Raw genomic sequence first — 18,417 nt, 5'->3', positions numbered from 1 at the left:
GCCTATACGCCCGTATGTCCAAAACCGCCCGCGCCTCGTACAGTATCAGGCAATTCTTCTGTTTCCGCAATGATAACCGCAGGCACCTGCTGGAAAACCATTTGCGCGATCCGCTCTCCGCGCGTAATCGTAAATGGCTGCTGGCCCAAATTGATAAGAAGCACCTTTACCTCGCCCCGGTAGTCCGCATCGATCGTTCCTGGTGAATTCAAGCAAGTAATGCCATGCTTGTATGCGAGTCCGCTGCGCGGTCTGATTTGCGCTTCCAGCTCGCCGGGCATAGCCATTGCAAAGCCGGTAGGAATAAGCTTGCGCTCCCCTGGCGCAAGCACGACAGGGTCACCTACAGCAGCCTGCAGGTCAAAGCCCGCAGCCCATTCGGACATTTTTCGCGGAATCGTGATATCTTCATTGCCTTCTAGTCGTTTAAACAGAACTTGATACAAATTGATTCCTCCCAAGCTGCGCTGCTGCTTTATCATTAGAGCCTACCATTGCGACCGAAAAAGGTACGGATAACATTCTCTTCGTCACTTCAACGACATCCGCCATCTGCACCGAATCGATCCGCTTCAGCAGCTCGTCTAACGTGTAGTGTTGACCGAGCATCAGCTCGTTTTTGCCTAAACGGTTCATTCTGCTACTTGTGCTCTCTAAGCTCAAAATCAAGCTTCCTTTCAGCTGCTCCTTGCCACGGTGCAATTCATCCTCGCCTAGACCTTTAACAGACAGCTCGTTTAGCTGCTCCATCGTCAAGTCGAGCACCTCCTTGGTTTGCTTAGGTGCCGTTCCCGCATATAGAGTAAACAAGCCCGTATCTGCATAGGACGTGTGGTAGGAATAGACGGAATAAGCAAGTCCGCGCTTCTCTCTAATTTCTTGGAACAACCGTGAGCTCATTCCGCCGCCAAGCGCGTTGTTCAGCAGAATCATGGCATACAAGTGAGAATCAGTAATTGAGCAGCCTGGAAATGATATACATAAATGATTTTGTTCGGTTTTCTTCTTGTAAAATAAGTAATCACCGTGGAAAGTCGGCGGACTAACGATCGAGGATGACGGCTTGCTGTTCGTAAAGCCTCTAAAATGCTTCTCCAATAATGCGAGCAAGCCTTGCTCTTCCACGTTGCCTGCAACACTGATGACCGTATTCTCAAGCGTGTACGCATCTTTCATATACCCGAGAAGCGTATTCGAATCCATGGCCGATAAACGATCCTTAATCCCCAAAATCGAATAAGCTAACGGATGGTCTCCAAATGCAGCACGCGATGCTTCGTCATGCACCTTATCATCGGGGGTATCCTCGTACATGGAGATTTCCTCGAGAATGACATTCTTTTCCTTCGCCAGCTCCTCGGGATCAAGCTTAGAATGGAAGAACATGTCTGAAAGCGCGTCCACAGCGAGCGGCAAATGCTCATCAAGCACTTTTGCAAAATAACAGGTATATTCCTTAGAAGTAAACGCATTGACATTACCGCCAATGCCGTCAAATAAGTCGGCGATGTCCTTCGACGTACGGTTCTCTGTGCCTTTGAACAGCATGTGTTCAATAAAATGTGAGATTCCGTTGTTTTCAGGCGTCTCATTGCGTGAGCCCGTTTTGACCCAGATTCCAAAAGAAACCGATCTTACGGTCGGAATGTATTCGACGACAATGCGTAATCCATTGCTAAGCGTGTATTTTTTCACCAGTAGTCCTCCTATTGTTTTGCGCGGCAATCCTTCATTATAAGTTTGCCGAACAAAACTGACATCGTAAGCATGTGTTTGTAGACATGAATGTTTTTACTATAGCAGAATCAGTCGGCCCCCTCAACAGCAGCAGGTATGCGCTTGGATGAAAGCGTCTCGCTGACCGTCCCAAGCGCATAGCCATTTGTTTTAGCCGTAGCGATTATGCCTGCAAGCGCATCACGCGTCGATGATGTGGGATGCATCAATATTAATGCGCCCGGCTCCAGCTTCATCGATATTTTGCGTATAATTGAATCAGCCGGAGGTTTCTGCCAATCAACCGTGTCGATTGTCCACAGCACCGTTTTTAATCCCTGCTCCTCGGCAATTTGAACGGTAGCTTGATTAAACGAGCCTGACGGAGGAGCAAACCATTTGTTATTTACGTTCAATGTGGATTTCAATAACGCCTCGGTTTTGGAAATTTGATTAGATTGCGCCTGCCTGCTTAAAGCTCTCATATCAGGATGAGTATATGCATGATTAGACATCTCATGTCCTTCGCCTTGTATTCGTTTGGCGATATCCGCGTTCTTGTTCAACCAGCTGCCATCAAGGAAAAAGGTTGCTTTCACATTTTCCCGTTTCAGTGTTTTTAAAATAGAATCTATGTATTCATTACCCCAAGCTACATTAATCATGAGGGAAATCATCTTCTTGTTCGGATTTCCGCGGTAGATGGGATAAGGGCCAAGATCGTTAAGCTTGATTTTCGGCTCAACTTCTTTAAAGACATATTGAATCGTATTCGCGGGAGGCGCAAGCAATGCTGCTTCGAGCGTTTTCTCTACATCCACTTCTATCCCATTATAACCAGGTATCGCTTTCCATACGCGGTCAATCCGCGCATTAACAGGATCAATTTTTCGCTTATCCGCTTCCGCGGAGATGATGGACAGCAGCCTTTGACGCTCCGTCTGGGAAGCAGTAAGCACCGCTAAAGCCGGTTTAGCATTGCCATATTTCAATGAGGCAAGAAATTGCGATACATCATCATTAATGCTCACGAAAACAAGCAGCATGAGCATGCTTGCTGCAATTGCAGCAGCTTTTCTTACCATCATAACTCCCACTCCCATTAACGACCTCGCACTCTTCCTAAGCTTGACCTTAAAGAAGCATGTTAATCCATTTGTATGAAATATGGGACGAGATTATGCAAGCGTAAACGAGTAACGGCAATTCGGTTCTATATAAAAAAACAAAAAGAGACAGATCAAATCTGGCTCTTTTCTTTCTTGTGCTGCTATTTTCGGCCTTAGAGATGTACTCTTATTGCGGAGATGCTTCTTGCGTCATTAAAACTTTGGCAGACAAATTAATCCGGCCTTGTTGGTCGATCTCTGTTACTTTAACTTTGATTTGGTCGCCAATGTTCACGACATCCTCCGTTTTGGCAACACGTTCAGTCGACAGCTGCGAAATATGGACAAGTCCATCCTTATTCGGCAAAATCTCAACAAATGCACCGAATTTTTCTACACGCTTAACTGTACCCACGTAAATTTCGCCAACGACAACCTCTCTTACAATACCTTCGATAATCGCTTTTGCCTTCTGGTTCATCTCCTCGTTTGAGGAGGCAATGAATACCATTCCGTCTTGCTCGATATCGATTTTAACGCCTGTTTCTTCAATAATTTTGTTGATGATTTTTCCGCCTGCGCCGATAACATCACGGATTTTGTCCGGGTTAATGCGAAGCGTCAAAATTTTCGGCGCATACTTCGATAAGCTTGTCCGAGTAGTCGGCAGGCTTTCCAGCATTTTACCCAGGATGAAAATACGTCCTTGACGCGCTTGTTCAAGAGCTTGCTGCAAAATCGCACGATTAATGCCTGCAATTTTGATATCCATTTGAATAGCCGTTACGCCTGCAGCTGTACCAGCAACCTTGAAGTCCATATCGCCAAGATGATCCTCCATACCTTGAATATCAGAGAGGATAGCGAAGTGTTCGCCGTCTTTAATGAGACCCATCGCGATACCTGCTACAGGTGCTTTGATAGGTACGCCTGCATCCATCATAGCCAGCGTGCTTGCGCAGATGCTTGCTTGTGATGATGAACCATTTGATTCCAGCACTTCGGAAACGAGACGAATCGTATAAGGGAATTCCGCTTCCGATGGGATTACTTTGGAAAGCGCGCGCTCACCAAGTGCTCCGTGACCAATTTCCCGGCGTCCCGGCGGACGAAGCGGACGAGCCTCACCTACGCTGAATGGCGGGAAGTTGTAGTGATGCATAAAACGTTTTGTTTCCTCAGGAGATATGCCGTCCAAAATCTGAACGTCACCCATCGCGCCTAACGTACAAACGCTTAGCGCTTGTGTTTGTCCACGCGTGAACAAGCCCGATCCGTGTGTGCGCGGCAGAAGAGCTACGTCACAGTCAATCGGACGAATTTCTTCCAGCGAACGACCGTCTGGACGAACCTTATCATGTGAAATAAGCCGGCGAACCTCTTCTTTCACGATGTCATAAAGGACTTCCTTCACATCGGAAATCAGCTCAGGCGTATCGATATATTGCTCTTCAAAGTGAGCAATCGCCGCGTTGTTAACAGCGTCAATTGCGTCCTGGCGGGCATGCTTCTCTTCCACTTTAATGGCTTCTACCAGCTGGGCAGAAGCAAAAGCGCGAACTTCAGCACTTACTTGTGCATTCACGGTATGTAGCTTAACTTCCATTTTTGGTTTGCCGGCAATCGCTTGCAATTCCTCGATTTTGGCAACAATGTTTTTGATTTCATCGTGACCGAACATAATCGCTTCGAGCATAACTTCTTCAGTAACCTCGTTCGCTTCCGCTTCAACCATCATAATGGCATCCTTTGTGCCGGCTACGACAACAAAAAGATCTGTTTGCTGCTCCTGCTCAACTGTCGGGTTTATGACAAATTGACCATTCACACGACCAACGCTTACGCCGCCAATCGGACCGTCGAATGGAACGTCAGAAATCGATAATGCAGCAGATGTACCGATCATAGATGCAATTTCCGGCGGACAGTCCTGGTCTACGCTCATAACGATGTTCATGACTTGTACGTCATTTCGGAAGCCATCCGGGAACAACGGACGAATAGGCCTGTCCGTAAGCCGGCTGGACAAAATCGCCTTCTCGCTTGGACGGCCTTCACGTTTAATGAATCCACCAGGGATTTTACCAACTGCGTACAAACGTTCTTCGTAGTTTACCGTTAATGGAAAGAAATCCAAATCTTTCGGTCCTGCAGAAGCTGTTACAGTACACAATACGACAGTATCCCCATATTGCACAGTTACAGAGGCATTCGCTTGCTTCGCAAGTCGGCCTGTTTCAATGGATAGTGGTCTTCCGCCTACTATCATCTCAATTCGTTGTACCATTTTATCCCTCCTAAAGGTTATTTGTTTAGTCTATTTTACTGCAAATTGGCAGGTTTTTCTGAGTGTCTCCCTATTACAAAAAGCAACCCGAATCCGCTTATCCGGTATTCCCGGACGGCTGGACAACCAGGTTGCTTTTCATTACGCATGTTTTAACGGCGTAGGCCGAGTTTTTCGATCAATGCGCTGTAACGTCTAACATCATTGTTTTTGAGGTATGCAAGCAGCTTACGGCGCTGACCTACCATCTTGAGCAAACCACGGCGGGAATGATGATCTTTCTTGTGCTCCCGCAAATGTTGAGTCAAGTTAACGATGTTTTCAGTCAGGATAGCTACTTGAACTTCCGGAGAACCCGTGTCCGTTGCATGTGTCTTATGCGTCTCAATCAGTTCGTTTTTACGTACTTGTGTAATTGCCATCCTAATTCACCTCCTTCTAAATAATCGCCATTAGCCTCGCTGCCGCCGGTGAGATCGGACACCCAAGCTAAGGTTAAGTTATGAACAGCACACACACAGCTGTATGTCTACTCACAACGTTGTATAGTATAACATATAATGTGAACAGTTGTCGAGTTGCTTATCTTCATTCCTTCAAGACGTTGCGATCACCCTAAAAAACAAACATGCACATCAGTGATAACCGAGAATTTCCTTAGCCTGATGAGAGTCGGATTCGATTTGTTTGATAAGGTCATCAATGGAATTGAATTTTTTCTCGGAACGGATGAATGAATGGAATTGCAAACGCATCTGTTCGCCATAGATGTTCCCGTTAAAGTCAAACAAATGAGCCTCCATTACCGGCTGCAGCTCTTTCTCATGAAAGGTTGGCTTTAAACCGTAATTCAAGACGCCAGGGTATGCTTTATCATTAATCCAAGCCGTTATCGCGTAGACGCCCAGTCTTGGCGCGATGAACGAAGCATTAAATCGGAGGTTAGCTGTAGGAAAGCCGATCGTCCGTCCTCGCTTATCTCCATGCACGATATTGCCGCGTACTTCATAAGGGCGTCCAAGCAAACGTTCAGCCAATTCAAGATCACCCAGTTCAAGCGCTTCACGGATATAGGTGCTGCTCACTTTTATTCCGTTCTCGAACAGAGGTTCAATGACATGAACGGCTATGTCAGGTTGCCCTAACTGTTTCAAAGCTTCTGTATTGCCTAAGCCTTTATGGCCAAAATTAAAATCGAAGCCAACAACTACCTGCTTGGCACGCAGCGTCCGCAGCACCTCGTTCACAAATCGCTCAGGAGATACGGAAGCAAACTCGTGATCAAACCTCATAATAAATACAAGGTCTACTCCGAGCTCAGCAAATAAAGCAGTCTTAGCGTCAAGAGGTGTAAGACAACGGTAGTATTGATCCCCTTGTCCGAGAACTTCCTTCGGATGGGGATCGAAGGTTAAGACCGCAGATAGCATTTCGGCTCCCTTCGCCTCATTCACGGCTTGGCGAATCACGTTTTGGTGCCCGCGATGAACGCCGTCAAAGTGACCGATTGCTATGGAAAGCGGTCTGTCCAGCGATAACGTGGACAATCCGTTTAAAGGAAAACTTAATGGAATAATTTCCAACGCTGAAACACCTGCATTCCCTGTTAACTTTCTACATCGATAGGTTAAGCTGAAAATACTTTTACCGGTCTGAAAACGGCTGCTCCCTGGTCAATCTGAAAAATGCCAAGAAAAGAGCTATGTTCGTTATAAAGACGAATTAGTTGTCCATCTTCAGCCGTTGCAGCCAAAATACCGGCATGGTTTAGGTTAACCTTCTGCCCCTGCAGCGCAAGCTTTCCAATCAATTCCGGAACGATTGCCCGCTCCAAATGCGTAATGGCTTCATCTGCGGCGATTAAATGCTCGCCTAACTTACCAGCCTGCTGCAATTCCTCGATCTGTTCCAGCGTCAAGCAGCTTTCCTTCGTTATGCCGCCTGACATCGTTCTCGTCAAGTGGGCCATAGTCGCAGGAACGCCTAGCGCTTTGCCGATGTCTACACATAAGGTGCGAATGTATGTACCTTTCGAACAGATGACCGAGAACGTTATTTTCGGCTGTTCGAGCTCAAGCTGCGCGTCCATGAGATCAATCTGATGAATCGTTACTTTTCTCGATTTCCGCTCAACGGTCTTTCCTTCTCTGGCAAGCTCGTACAATCGTTTGCCATCCACTTTTACCGCAGAATACATCGGCGGAACTTGTTCAATTTCACCGGTAAAACGCGATAATGCTTGACGAACCGCTTCCTCAGTAACAGCTACTGACGCTTGGCGCTCGATGACGGTTCCGGTTAAGTCTTCCGTATCCGTAGCAATACCAAGCTGCAATACGGCTTCATATGACTTAGGTCGCTCTTGTACATATTCAACCACTCTAGTTGCACGCCCCAAACATAATGGCAATACACCAGTCACCATAGGATCAAGCGTTCCTGCATGTCCAATCCGCTTCATCTTTAGTATTCGGCGAACCTTCGCAACCACATCGTGAGAAGTCCAGCCTTCAGGCTTCCAAACTGCCAAAATGCCGTCCATCGTTTAAATCAACGCCTTTCTGACCGCTTCCACTAGCACTGTAATCGAATCTGATAATGAACCTTCGAGCCGACAGCCTGCTGCCCTAACATGACCGCCACCGCCAAATGCTTGAGCGATTGCGGCTACATTAGCCTTGCCTGCTGAGCGCAGACTGGCTTTGACGGCGCCGTCATCTGTTTCTTTAAATAGTATGCCGACCTCTACCCCATCAACATTAAGAGCATAATTCACGATACCTTCAAGGTCTTCAGATACCGCACCTGTATTACGCAAATCATCCTTGCCGATATAAACCCAACCGATCTCCAGGTTATCTGAAAAGGTGAGCCGGTTTAAAGCAATTTGTAGAAGCTTAAGCTTTGCCATCGTCATTTTCTCAAGCAAATGATCGGCAAGCTCGTTACCGGACACGCCTACAGCAAGAAGTTGTGCGGCAATCTCCATTACGCGCGGACTCGTGTTAGAGTAACGGAAGCCGCCCGTGTCTGTTAATAAACCGGTGTAGATAGCCGTTGCACAATTCAGATCCAACGAAATTGCTGCCCGCTCGATTAGATCAAACAATATTTCAACTGTGGCAGCAGCTTCCGCTCGTATGACATTTACGGTACCAAATCCGTTGTTCGTCGGATGGTGATCAATATTGAGCAGTTTTGCTTCTGGAGCAAAACTGCTCGCTACCTCTCCAATGCGTTTGAAATCCGCGCAATCGACCGAAATAATGGCATTGAATTTTTGCTGGGGCACAGCTTGCTTATAGTTAACAATCGAATCGAATTGATGTAAGTAGCTAAGTCTCGTAGGCAATTCGCTTTCATTCATCAGCACAGCCGATTTGCCCAGCTTCTGAAGCAGCCAGCCTACGGCTACAGTAGAGCTTATAGCATCACCGTCTGGCTGAACATGCGACACGACCAGAAAGTGATCGGAATCACTGAAGAATGCCAGCGCATCATCCAGCTGCTTCAAATAGCTACCTTGTACCGTCATCGAACTGAATTCCCGCTATTGATGTTTTCAAGCAGAGCTTCGATACGGCTGCCGTACTCGATACTGCTGTCAAACTTGAACAGCAATACTGGAGTATGACGAAGACGCATGCGCTTGCCAAGCTCTGTGCGGATAAAGCCTGTTCCGTTTGCAAGAGCTTTAAGCGTAGCTTCCTTCTGTTCCTCACTGCCAAGCACGCTTAAAAACACTTTAGCTTGCGATAGATCGCTTGACGTTTCAACACCGGTTACGGTAATGAAACCGATTCTTGGATCTTTCAGCTCTGTTTGTATAATTTGGCTCAGCTCTTTTTTAATTTGTTCGCCGACCCGTCCTACCCGGATTTTTGCCATGCTATACTCACCTCTCTACCGATTCCATGACAAACGCTTCGATTGTGTCTCCCTCACGAACATCGTTGTAACGATCTAGCGTTATACCGCACTCATAACCTTGAGCAACTTCTTTGGCATCATCTTTGAAACGCTTAAGGGAATCGATCTTGCCTGTGAAGACGACAATGCCTCCACGGATAAGACGCGCTTCCGCGTTACGAGTAATTTTACCGGAAGTGATCATACAACCTGCAATAGCGCCAACTTTCGTAACCTTAAATACGTTCCGCACCTCAGCTTGACCGATAACAACCTCTTTGAAGATTGGATCAAGCATCCCCTTCATAGCTTGCTCAATCTCATCAATTACATTGTAAATGACGCGATGCATGCGCACGTCAACTTTTTCTTGCGCGATTGTTGCTTCAGCTTGCGGATCAGGACGAACGTTAAACCCGATTACGATTGCATTTGAAGCTGACGCCAAAATGATGTCGGATTCCGTAATCGCACCAACACCGCTGTGGATGATTTTGACGCGAACACCTTCGATATCAATTTTTGCAAGCGAGCCTTTAAGTGCCTCTGCCGAGCCTTGAACGTCGGATTTAATAATAACGTTCAGATCTTTAATTTCACCATCTTTGATATGGTTATACAGATCGTCAAGAGTTACGCGCGTATTCGCACCCATATCCGATTGACGCTGTTTAATGGAACGACGGTCAGCAATGGCACGGGCTTTACGCTCATCTTCAAATACCATGAACGGATCTCCGGCTTGCGGAACTTCGGTTAAACCAGTAATTTCCACTGGAGTAGAAGGACCGACTTCTTTTAATCGGCGGCCTTTATCGTTAACCATTGCTCTAATACGACCGAAACAGTTACCTGCAACGAAAGCATCACCGATTTTCAATGTACCATGCTGCACAAGAATACGTGCAACCGGACCTTTACCTTTATCAAGCTCGGCTTCAATAACGGTAGCGCGAGCGCGCTTGTTCGGGTTCGCCTTGTAATCATTTACTTCTGAAACGAGCAAAATCATTTCGAGAAGACCTTCAAGACCGATTCTTTGCTTAGCGGAAACTTCGACAAAAATCGTATCGCCGCCCCACTCTTCCGGAACGAGTTCATATTCGGTCATTTCTTGTTTGATTTTCTCAGTGTTCGCTTCCGGCTTATCGATTTTGTTAACCGCAACGATAATGGGAACGCCGGCTGCTTTGGCATGGTTGATCGCTTCAACTGTTTGCGGCATAATGCCGTCATCAGCTGCTACAACGATAATTGTGATGTCCGTTACCTGCGCGCCGCGGGCACGCATAAGCGTAAACGCTTCGTGACCCGGTGTATCGAGGAACGTAATTTTCTTTTGGTTAATTTCAACTTGATAGGCACCGATATGCTGCGTGATACCGCCCGCTTCTCCGCCTGTTACGTTCGTTTTGCGAATCGCATCAAGCAGGGTCGTTTTACCGTGGTCAACGTGACCCATAATGGTAACAACCGGTGGACGTGATACCAAATTTTCATCTTCGTCTGTCTCTTCAACGGTTTCGAAGTCATCTTCCTCAACCGGAATTTTCACTTCAACCTCTACGCCGTAATCAGTAGCGATCAAATGAATGGCGTCCATATCGATCTCTTGGTTGATCGTAGCCATAACACCCAGGAAAATCAGCTTTTTGATTACTTCTGATGCATCTTTATGAAGCAATTTAGCCAATTCGCCAACAGTCATCGTACCGCGTACAATGATTTTTTTAGGTGTATTGTCAATTTTCTCGCGTGGCGGCTGCTGCTGCTGGAATCTCCCTCCGCGTCCTTTTTGACCGCGGTTGTTGTTACCTCTAAAGCCACCCGGTTTACCATCTTCAAACCGTTTTTGTCCTGGTCTTGCGTTTTTCTTGTCGTCATTGCCGCGTGATTGGCCTTGTGCCGGTTTGGTGTCAAAACGGCTTTGTCCCGATGATGCTGGACGGCTGCCTGCATCCTGACGAGGAGCACTTGGGCGGCTTGTCGCATTTCCTTGTCCGCCTTGTGGAGGACGATTTTGGCCGGATGATGCCGGACGGTTATTTGAACCTCCTTGACCTTGACCTGGACGGCTTGAACCCGCGTTTGATTGACCCGGGCGATTTCCTTGTCCGCCTTGTCCTTGGTTCGGTCGGCTGGAGCTATTGTTTCCTTGTGACGGACGGTTATTGCTAGACTGTTGTGCTGGTCGGCTCGATTGTTGTCCTGCTGGTCTTTGTTCAGACTGCTGTTGGTTGGTTTGTGGTTTCGTATTAATAGAATTCATAGGCCCCTGTCTGTCTTGCTTTAGATTTTTGTTTTCCTGAATTGGAAGTACCTTCCGTTCCTGCTGCTGCGGCTGCTGCGATTGCGGCCTGCTTGCAGTTGGTTGAGCGGAGGATACCGATACGCTAGTTGTTTCCTGTGCACGCTTAGCGGCGGCATTTTGTTTAATATTGCGAAAAAATCCTTCGACTTTGTTTACCATCTCATTCTCCATGACACTCATATGGTTATTGACAGGTAAATCAAGTCGTTTAAGAATCGTAATGATTTCTTTGCTGCTCATATTAAGTGACTTGGCATACTCGTAAACGCGCAGCTTATCTTTATTGTCCTTGCTGTCTTGTTTATTGTCCAATATGGTCCACCTCCGTATTATGACTCAGATGACTCGCAATCATTTTTCCGAATTGTGCATCGGTTACCGCTATTACAACCCGTTCTGGCTTACCAATCGCCTTTCCTAGTTGCTCACGGTCGAATGCTTCAGCGAGTTGTATACCGTAGGTGTTGCATTTGTCACGAAATTTTTTTTTCGTATTTTCTGAAGCATCCCCTGCAATAATAACAAGATGCACTTGCTTGGATCTTACCGCTTTAAGCACGATTTCATCGCCTGTAATAAGCTTGCCGGCACGCATAGCCATGCCAAGCTGCGATAAGCTCTTATTCTGCTTCATCGCTTATCAGCTCCTTGCCGGCAATAAACTGCTCCTCTACCGCTACAAAATCCTGCTCAAGCTGATCATAAATATGCTCTCCAACATGCTGCTTTAACGCTCGATCAAGCGCTTTGGATTTCTTCGCTAATTTAAAGCAGCTCACTTTACCGCACAAATACGCTCCGCGGCCCGCTTTTTTGCCTGTCAGGTCAATCTGCACCTCTTCGGCCGGTGTCCGCACAATCCGAATAAGTTCCTTCTTCGGCTTCATCTCCTGACAAGCGACGCATTTGCGAAGTGGTACTTTTCTCGGTCTCATTGTACACCCCTCCTATGCCAACTGAATTGACGCTATCCATCTAACGATTGATTAATCGATGGAAACCGAGTCCTGATGCATAACCGTTGTCAATGATTTAGGACGGCCATACTCCTGCTCCGCTTGCGTTTCGCTCTTGATGTCAATTTTCCAGCCAGTAAGCTTAGCGGCAAGCCTCGCATTTTGACCTTTGATACCGATCGCAAGCGATAACTGATAGTCTGGCACGATAACTCTAGCCATCTTCTCTTGTTCGTGCACGATAACCTCAAGCACCTTGGATGGGCTGAGTGCATTCGCAACATATTCATCCACGCTTTCAGACCAACGAACGATATCGATTTTCTCGCCTTTAAGCTCGTTTACGATCGTCTGAACGCGCAGACCTTTTTGCCCAACACATGAACCTACCGGATCGACCTCGGAATTTCGGGAATGAACGGCGATTTTCGAACGGAAGCCGGCTTCGCGGGCAACCGAACGGATTTCCACGACACCGTCATAGATTTCCGGCACTTCAAGCTCGAACAAACGTTTAAGCAAGCCAGGATGCGTACGGGATAAAATGATTTGCGGGCCTTTAGTCGTATTTTCCACTTTCGTGATATAAGACTTCACGCGGTCACCGTGCTTAAACTTGTCGGTCGGCATTAGCTCAGTCAAAGGCAATACAGCCTCAACCTTGCCAAGATCCACAAACAAGTTGCGAACATCCTGACGCTGAACGATACCGTTGACGATATCTTCCTCTTTATCGATAAATGCGTTATAAATCAGTCCGCGCTCTGCTTCACGAATACGTTGTGTAACAACCTGCTTCGCTGTTTGGGCAGCAATACGTCCAAAATCACGCGGCGTCACTTCAATATCAGCGATATCATCGAGCTGATAATGAGGATTGATTTCACGCGATGCCTCTACCGTAATTTCCAGACGCGGGTCCAGCACCTCATCGACAACCGTCTTGCGCGCATATACTTTAATAACGCCAGTATGACGATTTATATCGACCCGTACGTTTTGCGCAGTATTAAAATTCCTTTTGTAGCTGGAGATAAGCGCGGCCTCGATGGCTTCCAGGAGCACATCCTTCGTAATCCCCTTGTCTCTTTCTATTTCCTGTAAAGCTTCAATAAAATCCATGCTCATTGGACTGGATTTCCCCCTTTCAATATAGAAAACGAATATTTAAAACACGATAGCGAGCCTTGCGCTTGCTACCTTGGCATAAGGAATCGTATAATCCTTCTTCCCTGTACGTACAACCGCGTTTTCCCCGTCAAATGCAAGAAGCAGCCCTTCGAATTCTTTAGCGCCGCTAATCGGTTCATATGTCGTTATGTAAACGTGTTTACCGATTGCTTTACTGACATCTTCTTCCTTCTTAAGCGGTCTTTCTGCGCCAGGGGAAGAAACCTCTAGAAAATAAGCGTCTGTTACCGGATCGTTTTTATCCAATTGCTCGCTCATAAATTCACTGATACGGCCGCAATCATCGATATCAATGCCGCCTTCTTTATCTACGAATATGCGAAGGAAATAGTTGCTTCCTTCTTTGACATATTCAATATCAACCAGTTCAAATCCATTGCTGCTGAGGTATGGTAGTACCATTTCCTGGACGGCAGCTTTGATTTTGGAAATACTCAAATTCAATTGACCTCCTGTTTATACGCACTATGCCATTTTGCCGAATACAAAACGTAAAGAGTGGGTTTCCCCACTCTTCTGCATCAAAGTCTTTATCATCATCATTGCCAGAAAAATTATATCATAACCGCACTATAGTGACAAGAAATCTTTTCTAGCCGGCTTTATTCTAAAACAATGAAAGCTGATTGGATTCAGGCAAACCACGGAAGCATCCCATGTTGCCGAGCACCTCAACAATCGTCTTCGTCGCCTTCGATTTCATTTGGAAATCCTCGATCGACAAGTACTCGCCTTCATTTCTAGAAGCTGCAATGTTGCGCGCCGCGTTATCCCCGATACCTGCAATAGCAGCAAATGGCGGAATAAGCGAATCACCGTCAACAAGAAACTTCGTCGCATCGGAGCGGTACAGGTCAATCGGCTTGAATGAGAAGCCTCTGGCTGTCATTTCAAGTGACATTTCCAGCTGGGAAACCATGTTTTTCTCTTTAGGCAGCGCATTAAATCCTTTGGCTTCGATTTCAATCAGCTTCCGCAAAATCGCATCGTACCCTTGGCACAGCAGCTCTAAATCAAAATCATCCGCTCTGACCGTAAAGTAAGTGGCATAGTACTGAATCGGATAATAGAGTTTGAAAAATGCGGTGCGGACCGCCGATATAACATAGGCGGCAGCATGCGCTTTCGGGAACATATACTCGATGCGCAGGCAGGAATCGATGTACCACTGCGGCACCTTGCACCGTTTCATCTCTTCAATCCACTCCGGCGTCAAGCCTTTACCTTTACGCACGCTTTCCGTAATTTTAAACGCAAGACCCGCATCCATGCCCGCTTTATAAATCAGGAACAGCATGATGTCATCCCGGCAGCCGATAACCGTCTTGATGTTGCAGGTTCCGTTCTTAATTAACTCTTGGGCATTTCCGAGCCAAACGCCCGTACCGTGAGACAAACCAGAAATTTGCAGCAAATCCGCAAAAGAGGATGGCTGCGTTTCCTGAAGCATTTGCCTTACGAATTTTGTTCCCATCTCCGGTACGCCGTAAGTCGCAACCGAAGAACGTATTTGCTCGCCCGGAACTTCAAGCGCCTTCGTAGAGTTAAACATGCTCATTACTTTAGGATCGTTCATCGGAATGGTAGTCGGATCGACACCCGTCAAATCCTGCAGCATCCGCATCATGGTTGGATCATCATGTCCGAGTATATCGAGCTTCAGCAAGTTTTCATCAAAAGCATGATAATCGAAATGAGTCGTCTTCCATTCCGCGTTCACATCATCCGCGGGGTACTGCACGGGTGTAATATCCTCAACCTCTATATAGTCGGGAACGACGACAATACCGCCTGGATGCTGTCCGGTACTCCGCTTTACGCCGGTACAGCCGCTAGCAAGTCTCGCGAGCTCCGCTCCGCGCCATTTCTTGCCGTGCTCCTCTTCGTATTTTTTAGTGAAGCCGTAGGCCGTTTTTTCTGCGACAGTACCGATCGTACCCGCACGGAATACGCTCTTCTCGCCAAACAATACTTTTGTATAATTATGGGCGACTGACTGATAATCGCCCGAAAAGTTAAGATCGATATCGGGAACCTTGTCGCCTTTAAAGCCAAGAAATGTTTCAAACGGGATATCTTGTCCTTCACCCTTCATCGGCTTATCGCATTTCGGACATAATTTGTCCGGTAAATCGAAGCCGCTTGGAATACTTCCATCCAAAAACCACTCGCTATGGCGGCAATCCGAATTTTTGCACAAATAATGGGCGGGCAGCGGATTTACCTCAGAAATGCCTAGAAACGTAGCGACGACTGAAGATCCGACCGATCCCCTCGAGCCGACCAAGTAACCGTCCTCATTGGATTTCTTCACGAGCTTTTCGGAAATCAAATAGTTGGCGGAAAACTTAAATTTAATGATCGGCACTAGTTCTTTCTCCAAGCGGTCAATAACGACCTGCGGCAAATCTTCGCCATACATCGATTTCGCCGTTTCATAGCAGGTGTTGCGAATTTCCTCATCCGCCCCTTCAATGTTAGGTGCGAACAGGCCTGTCGGGAACATATCATACGGCTCAAAACGATCCGCGAGCTCGACCGTATTTTTCACCACAACCTCATATGCTCTTGCTTCTCCGAGAAAAGCAAACTCCTCCAGCATTTCTTCCGTTGTGCGGAAGTGGGCATCAGGCTTGCGTATGCTCTTCAGTGGACTGAAGCCCGTAATGCCGTGAATGGTAATATCCCGGTACATTTTGTCGCGCGGATTCAAATAATGTACGTTACCGGTAGCGATTACCGGTTTACCGAGCTCATCACCGATTTCACAGATCCGGCGATGTGCTTGCTCGATCTCAGCCCGGCTGCCGACCAGTCCTTTCTCAACCAGATGCATATAAAAGTCGATCGGTTGAATTTCAAGGACGTCATAAAAGCGGGCAACGTCCAGCGCTTCTTCGTACGATTTGTTCAACACCGTCTCGAAAAACTCGCCCTTCTCGCAGCCGGAAATAACGAGCAAGCCTTCACGGAGCTGAACAAGCTTGCTCTTTGGAATCGTAGCAACACGTTTAAAATGCTCGGTATGAGAAATAGAAATAAGCTTAAACAAATTTTTCTTGCCGACCGCATTTAACGCGTAAATATTGCTGTGGAACGGACGTGAATTCGATAGATCAATGCCGACATAATCGTTTAATTGATGCAGGTTTGTTATATTACGCTCAGCTGCATCCGCGATCAAGCCGTAAAGCACGCCGCCGAGCGCAAGTGAGTCATCTACGGCGCGGTGATGGTTTTCGAGACTGATCTTATATTTATCCGCTAACGTATTCAAACGGTGATTTTTGAGAGTCGGAAAAATAAATCTGGCCAGCTCCAACGTATCAAGAACTGGATTTTTCACCTGTGGCATGCCAAATGCTTTACAATTCGCTTGAATAAAACCGATATCGAATCGAGCATTATGCGCGACCAGCACATCATCACCGATAAACTCGATAAATTCGCGAAGCTTCGGCTCAATGTCCGGCTGTCCTTTTACCATATCATCATTGATATTTGTTAATTGCTGGATATGATATGGAATTTTTTCATGCGGATCAATGAGCGTAGAGAAACGGTCGATTTCCTTGCCTTCACGCATTTTAACGCCGGCTAGCTCTATAATTTTGTTGTTGATTACCGATAAGCCTGTCGTCTCTATATCGAACACGACGTAAGTTGCTGTTGCAAGCGGCTCTGGCCTGGATTCCAGCACCATAGGAACCGCATCGTTAACGACATTCGCTTCTACGCCGAACAGCACCTTGATGCCATTTTTTTTAGCTGCTTTATTCGCATCGGGATAACATTGTATGTTGCTGTGATCCGTTACCGCAATGGCCTTGTGTCCCCATTTTGCGGCGGTCTTTATATATACGTCTATTGGCGTTACCGCGTCCATTGCGCTCATCGTTGTATGAAGATGAAACTCGACGCGCTTTTCTTCTGCTTTATCCATACGTTCAGGAGGCGATTTCACCTCATGCAAATCATTTGGCATCATAACCAGCTCAGGCTCTTGCATGAAACGGTCATATTCGATCCGCCCGCGTGCTTTGACCCACTTGCCGTTAGCCAGCTGGTTTAATATTTTTACGTCGTCCTTCGTCTTAGCAAACATCTTCATTGCTATGGAATCCGAAAAGTCGGTGACATTAAACGTAAATAACGTGCTTCCGTTGCGAAGCTCCTTCACGTCAAGACCAAATACTGCGCCTTGCACCGTAATTTTCTTCTCTTCCTCCATAATGTTCATTAATGGAACAGGCTCATCGCGAATGTCATAACCGACAGCAAGCTTAATTTCAGCCTCGTCTACGAGCTCCGATTCAGATTGCGAGCTAGCCATTAGCTCCTGAACGTACTCTCGCTCCTCCTGCTCTATCCGAAGGGCGTACTCGTCCAAAATTTCCTGCCTGGACTCGCTGACGATCATCTTCACTTTGCATGTGCGCTGGAAATATTGATTGTAAAAACGAATGATTTCCTCATCCAAACGTTTCTTGCGGGAAAGCTCCAAACCTGTATTATCGAGCAAAGACAGCGTCAGCACGTCGCCCTCGACTTCAATGGTAGCCTTCTGCAGCCATCCGTTTACGGAAGCGATCTCGCGCTGCGCCCACTCCATGAATAATCCCCAGTACTGCAAAACAATGGACTCCGTCTCCACTACTGGATCGTAGATGAGTACGAAGGTCACTGCTGCGATATGCTCAAATTTCAATCGAACGGCTTGACACAGTCCATTATAGGCCTGTAAAGGAACCATGGACGTTTTGCGGATGCAAAACGTCCATTCACGGTTGCTGTTGCTAACGATGACTTGATCAATATATCCATCTTGAAAATAAGTTTGTATAAGTTCATGCGGCAGCTGCGACTGCTGTAATAGCAGCTCGAAGCGCTGCCGCTTGTCCGCGGTTTGGCTCATAAAACTCCACTCCTTAAGATCCG

15 protein-coding genes are annotated in these 18,417 nt (G+C 46.8%); all 15 read right to left on the bottom strand.

The genetic code is table 11. From position 1 onward, the window contains the following. Positions 1-2: 2 nt before the first annotated feature. The gene (gene dut, locus ASG81_RS18390; protein ID WP_155971637.1) at positions 3-482 is read right to left on the bottom strand and encodes a dUTP diphosphatase; all 480 of its coding nucleotides are present in this window, start codon (positions 480-482) and stop codon (positions 3-5) included. Further along, positions 427-1,695, bottom strand: a complete 1,269-nt coding sequence (locus tag ASG81_RS18385; RefSeq protein WP_056637246.1) for a M16 family metallopeptidase — start codon at positions 1,693-1,695, stop codon at positions 427-429. Before ASG81_RS18385 ends, dut begins: the two co-directional genes overlap by 56 nt. A gap of 110 nt (positions 1,696-1,805) precedes the next feature. Next, positions 1,806-2,804 carry a polysaccharide deacetylase family protein gene (locus tag ASG81_RS18380; RefSeq protein ID WP_056637242.1) on the bottom strand — a complete coding sequence of 333 codons (999 nt, stop codon included), beginning with the start codon at positions 2,802-2,804 and terminating at the stop codon, positions 1,806-1,808. A 208-nt stretch (positions 2,805-3,012) separates the two neighbouring features. Next, positions 3,013-5,112, bottom strand: coding sequence for a polyribonucleotide nucleotidyltransferase (gene pnp / locus ASG81_RS18375; RefSeq protein ID WP_056637239.1), 2,100 nt, complete (start codon positions 5,110-5,112; stop codon positions 3,013-3,015). 152 nt (positions 5,113-5,264) lie between these two features. After that, a complete protein-coding gene (gene rpsO / locus ASG81_RS18370) occupies positions 5,265-5,534 on the bottom strand; it encodes a 30S ribosomal protein S15 (protein WP_053375765.1) in 270 nt (89 codons plus the stop codon). Positions 5,535-5,747: 213 nt separating this feature from the next. Then, positions 5,748-6,695 (bottom strand): bifunctional riboflavin kinase/FAD synthetase, encoded by a 948-nt coding sequence (locus tag ASG81_RS18365; RefSeq protein WP_056637235.1) that lies wholly within the window; start codon positions 6,693-6,695, stop codon positions 5,748-5,750. A 44-nt stretch (positions 6,696-6,739) separates the two neighbouring features. Continuing rightward, the gene (gene truB / locus ASG81_RS18360; protein ID WP_056637232.1) at positions 6,740-7,654 is read right to left on the bottom strand and encodes a tRNA pseudouridine(55) synthase TruB; all 915 of its coding nucleotides are present in this window, start codon (positions 7,652-7,654) and stop codon (positions 6,740-6,742) included. A gap of 3 nt (positions 7,655-7,657) precedes the next feature. Further along, positions 7,658-8,647 carry a DHH family phosphoesterase gene (locus tag ASG81_RS18355; RefSeq protein ID WP_056637229.1) on the bottom strand — a complete coding sequence of 330 codons (990 nt, stop codon included), beginning with the start codon at positions 8,645-8,647 and terminating at the stop codon, positions 7,658-7,660. Beyond that, on the bottom strand, positions 8,644-9,000 hold the full coding sequence (rbfA, locus tag ASG81_RS18350) for a 30S ribosome-binding factor RbfA (protein WP_056637226.1): 357 nt from the start codon (positions 8,998-9,000) through the stop codon (positions 8,644-8,646). The genes ASG81_RS18355 and rbfA overlap by 4 nt, the downstream gene beginning before the upstream one ends. A 7-nt stretch (positions 9,001-9,007) precedes the next feature. Continuing rightward, positions 9,008-11,572: a translation initiation factor IF-2 gene (gene infB, locus ASG81_RS18345; RefSeq protein WP_081417426.1), complete on the bottom strand. Its 2,565-nt coding sequence runs from the start codon at positions 11,570-11,572 to the stop codon at positions 9,008-9,010. Positions 11,573-11,633: 61 nt separating this feature from the next. Next, on the bottom strand, positions 11,634-11,966 hold the full coding sequence (locus ASG81_RS18340; protein ID WP_056637221.1) for a L7Ae/L30e/S12e/Gadd45 family ribosomal protein: 333 nt from the start codon (positions 11,964-11,966) through the stop codon (positions 11,634-11,636). Continuing rightward, on the bottom strand, positions 11,953-12,267 hold the full coding sequence (gene rnpM, locus ASG81_RS18335) for an RNase P modulator RnpM (RefSeq protein WP_056637219.1): 315 nt from the start codon (positions 12,265-12,267) through the stop codon (positions 11,953-11,955). The genes ASG81_RS18340 and rnpM overlap by 14 nt, the downstream gene beginning before the upstream one ends. A 51-nt stretch (positions 12,268-12,318) precedes the next feature. Further along, the gene (gene nusA / locus ASG81_RS18330; RefSeq protein WP_056637216.1) at positions 12,319-13,416 is read right to left on the bottom strand and encodes a transcription termination factor NusA; all 1,098 of its coding nucleotides are present in this window, start codon (positions 13,414-13,416) and stop codon (positions 12,319-12,321) included. A gap of 39 nt (positions 13,417-13,455) precedes the next feature. Beyond that, positions 13,456-13,917: a ribosome maturation factor RimP gene (gene rimP / locus ASG81_RS18325; RefSeq protein WP_056637213.1), complete on the bottom strand. Its 462-nt coding sequence runs from the start codon at positions 13,915-13,917 to the stop codon at positions 13,456-13,458. 169 nt (positions 13,918-14,086) lie between these two features. Next, positions 14,087-18,394 (bottom strand): PolC-type DNA polymerase III, encoded by a 4,308-nt coding sequence (locus ASG81_RS18320; protein ID WP_056637210.1) that lies wholly within the window; start codon positions 18,392-18,394, stop codon positions 14,087-14,089. Positions 18,395-18,417 lie beyond the last annotated feature (23 nt).

This window comes from Paenibacillus sp. Soil522, assembly GCF_001428245.1.
Classification (GTDB): Bacteria; Bacillota; Bacilli; order Paenibacillales; family Paenibacillaceae; genus Pristimantibacillus.
The sequence above is the reverse complement of the archived record's forward strand: the minus strand, read 5'-3'. Positions and strand labels throughout refer to the sequence as shown.

What these genes read in the sequence shown, in the direction of transcription:
- dut (WP_155971637.1), bottom strand. Translation starts at nt 482, where the DNA reads ATGATAAAGCAGCAGCGCAGCTTGGGAGGAATCAATTTGTATCAAGTT.
- ASG81_RS18380 (WP_056637242.1), bottom strand. Translation starts at nt 2,804, where the DNA reads ATGATGGTAAGAAAAGCTGCTGCAATTGCAGCAAGCATGCTCATGCTG.
- pnp (WP_056637239.1), bottom strand. Translation starts at nt 5,112, where the DNA reads ATGGTACAACGAATTGAGATGATAGTAGGCGGAAGACCACTATCCATT.
- rpsO (WP_053375765.1), bottom strand. Translation starts at nt 5,534, where the DNA reads ATGGCAATTACACAAGTACGTAAAAACGAACTGATTGAGACGCATAAG.
- truB (WP_056637232.1), bottom strand. Translation starts at nt 7,654, where the DNA reads ATGGACGGCATTTTGGCAGTTTGGAAGCCTGAAGGCTGGACTTCTCAC.
- ASG81_RS18355 (WP_056637229.1), bottom strand. Translation starts at nt 8,647, where the DNA reads ATGACGGTACAAGGTAGCTATTTGAAGCAGCTGGATGATGCGCTGGCA.
- rbfA (WP_056637226.1), bottom strand. Translation starts at nt 9,000, where the DNA reads ATGGCAAAAATCCGGGTAGGACGGGTCGGCGAACAAATTAAAAAAGAG.
- infB (WP_081417426.1), bottom strand. Translation starts at nt 11,572, where the DNA reads ATGAGCAGCAAAGAAATCATTACGATTCTTAAACGACTTGATTTACCT.
- ASG81_RS18340 (WP_056637221.1), bottom strand. Translation starts at nt 11,966, where the DNA reads ATGAAGCAGAATAAGAGCTTATCGCAGCTTGGCATGGCTATGCGTGCC.
- rnpM (WP_056637219.1), bottom strand. Translation starts at nt 12,267, where the DNA reads ATGAGACCGAGAAAAGTACCACTTCGCAAATGCGTCGCTTGTCAGGAG.
- nusA (WP_056637216.1), bottom strand. Translation starts at nt 13,416, where the DNA reads ATGAGCATGGATTTTATTGAAGCTTTACAGGAAATAGAAAGAGACAAG.
- ASG81_RS18320 (WP_056637210.1), bottom strand. Translation starts at nt 18,394, where the DNA reads ATGAGCCAAACCGCGGACAAGCGGCAGCGCTTCGAGCTGCTATTACAG.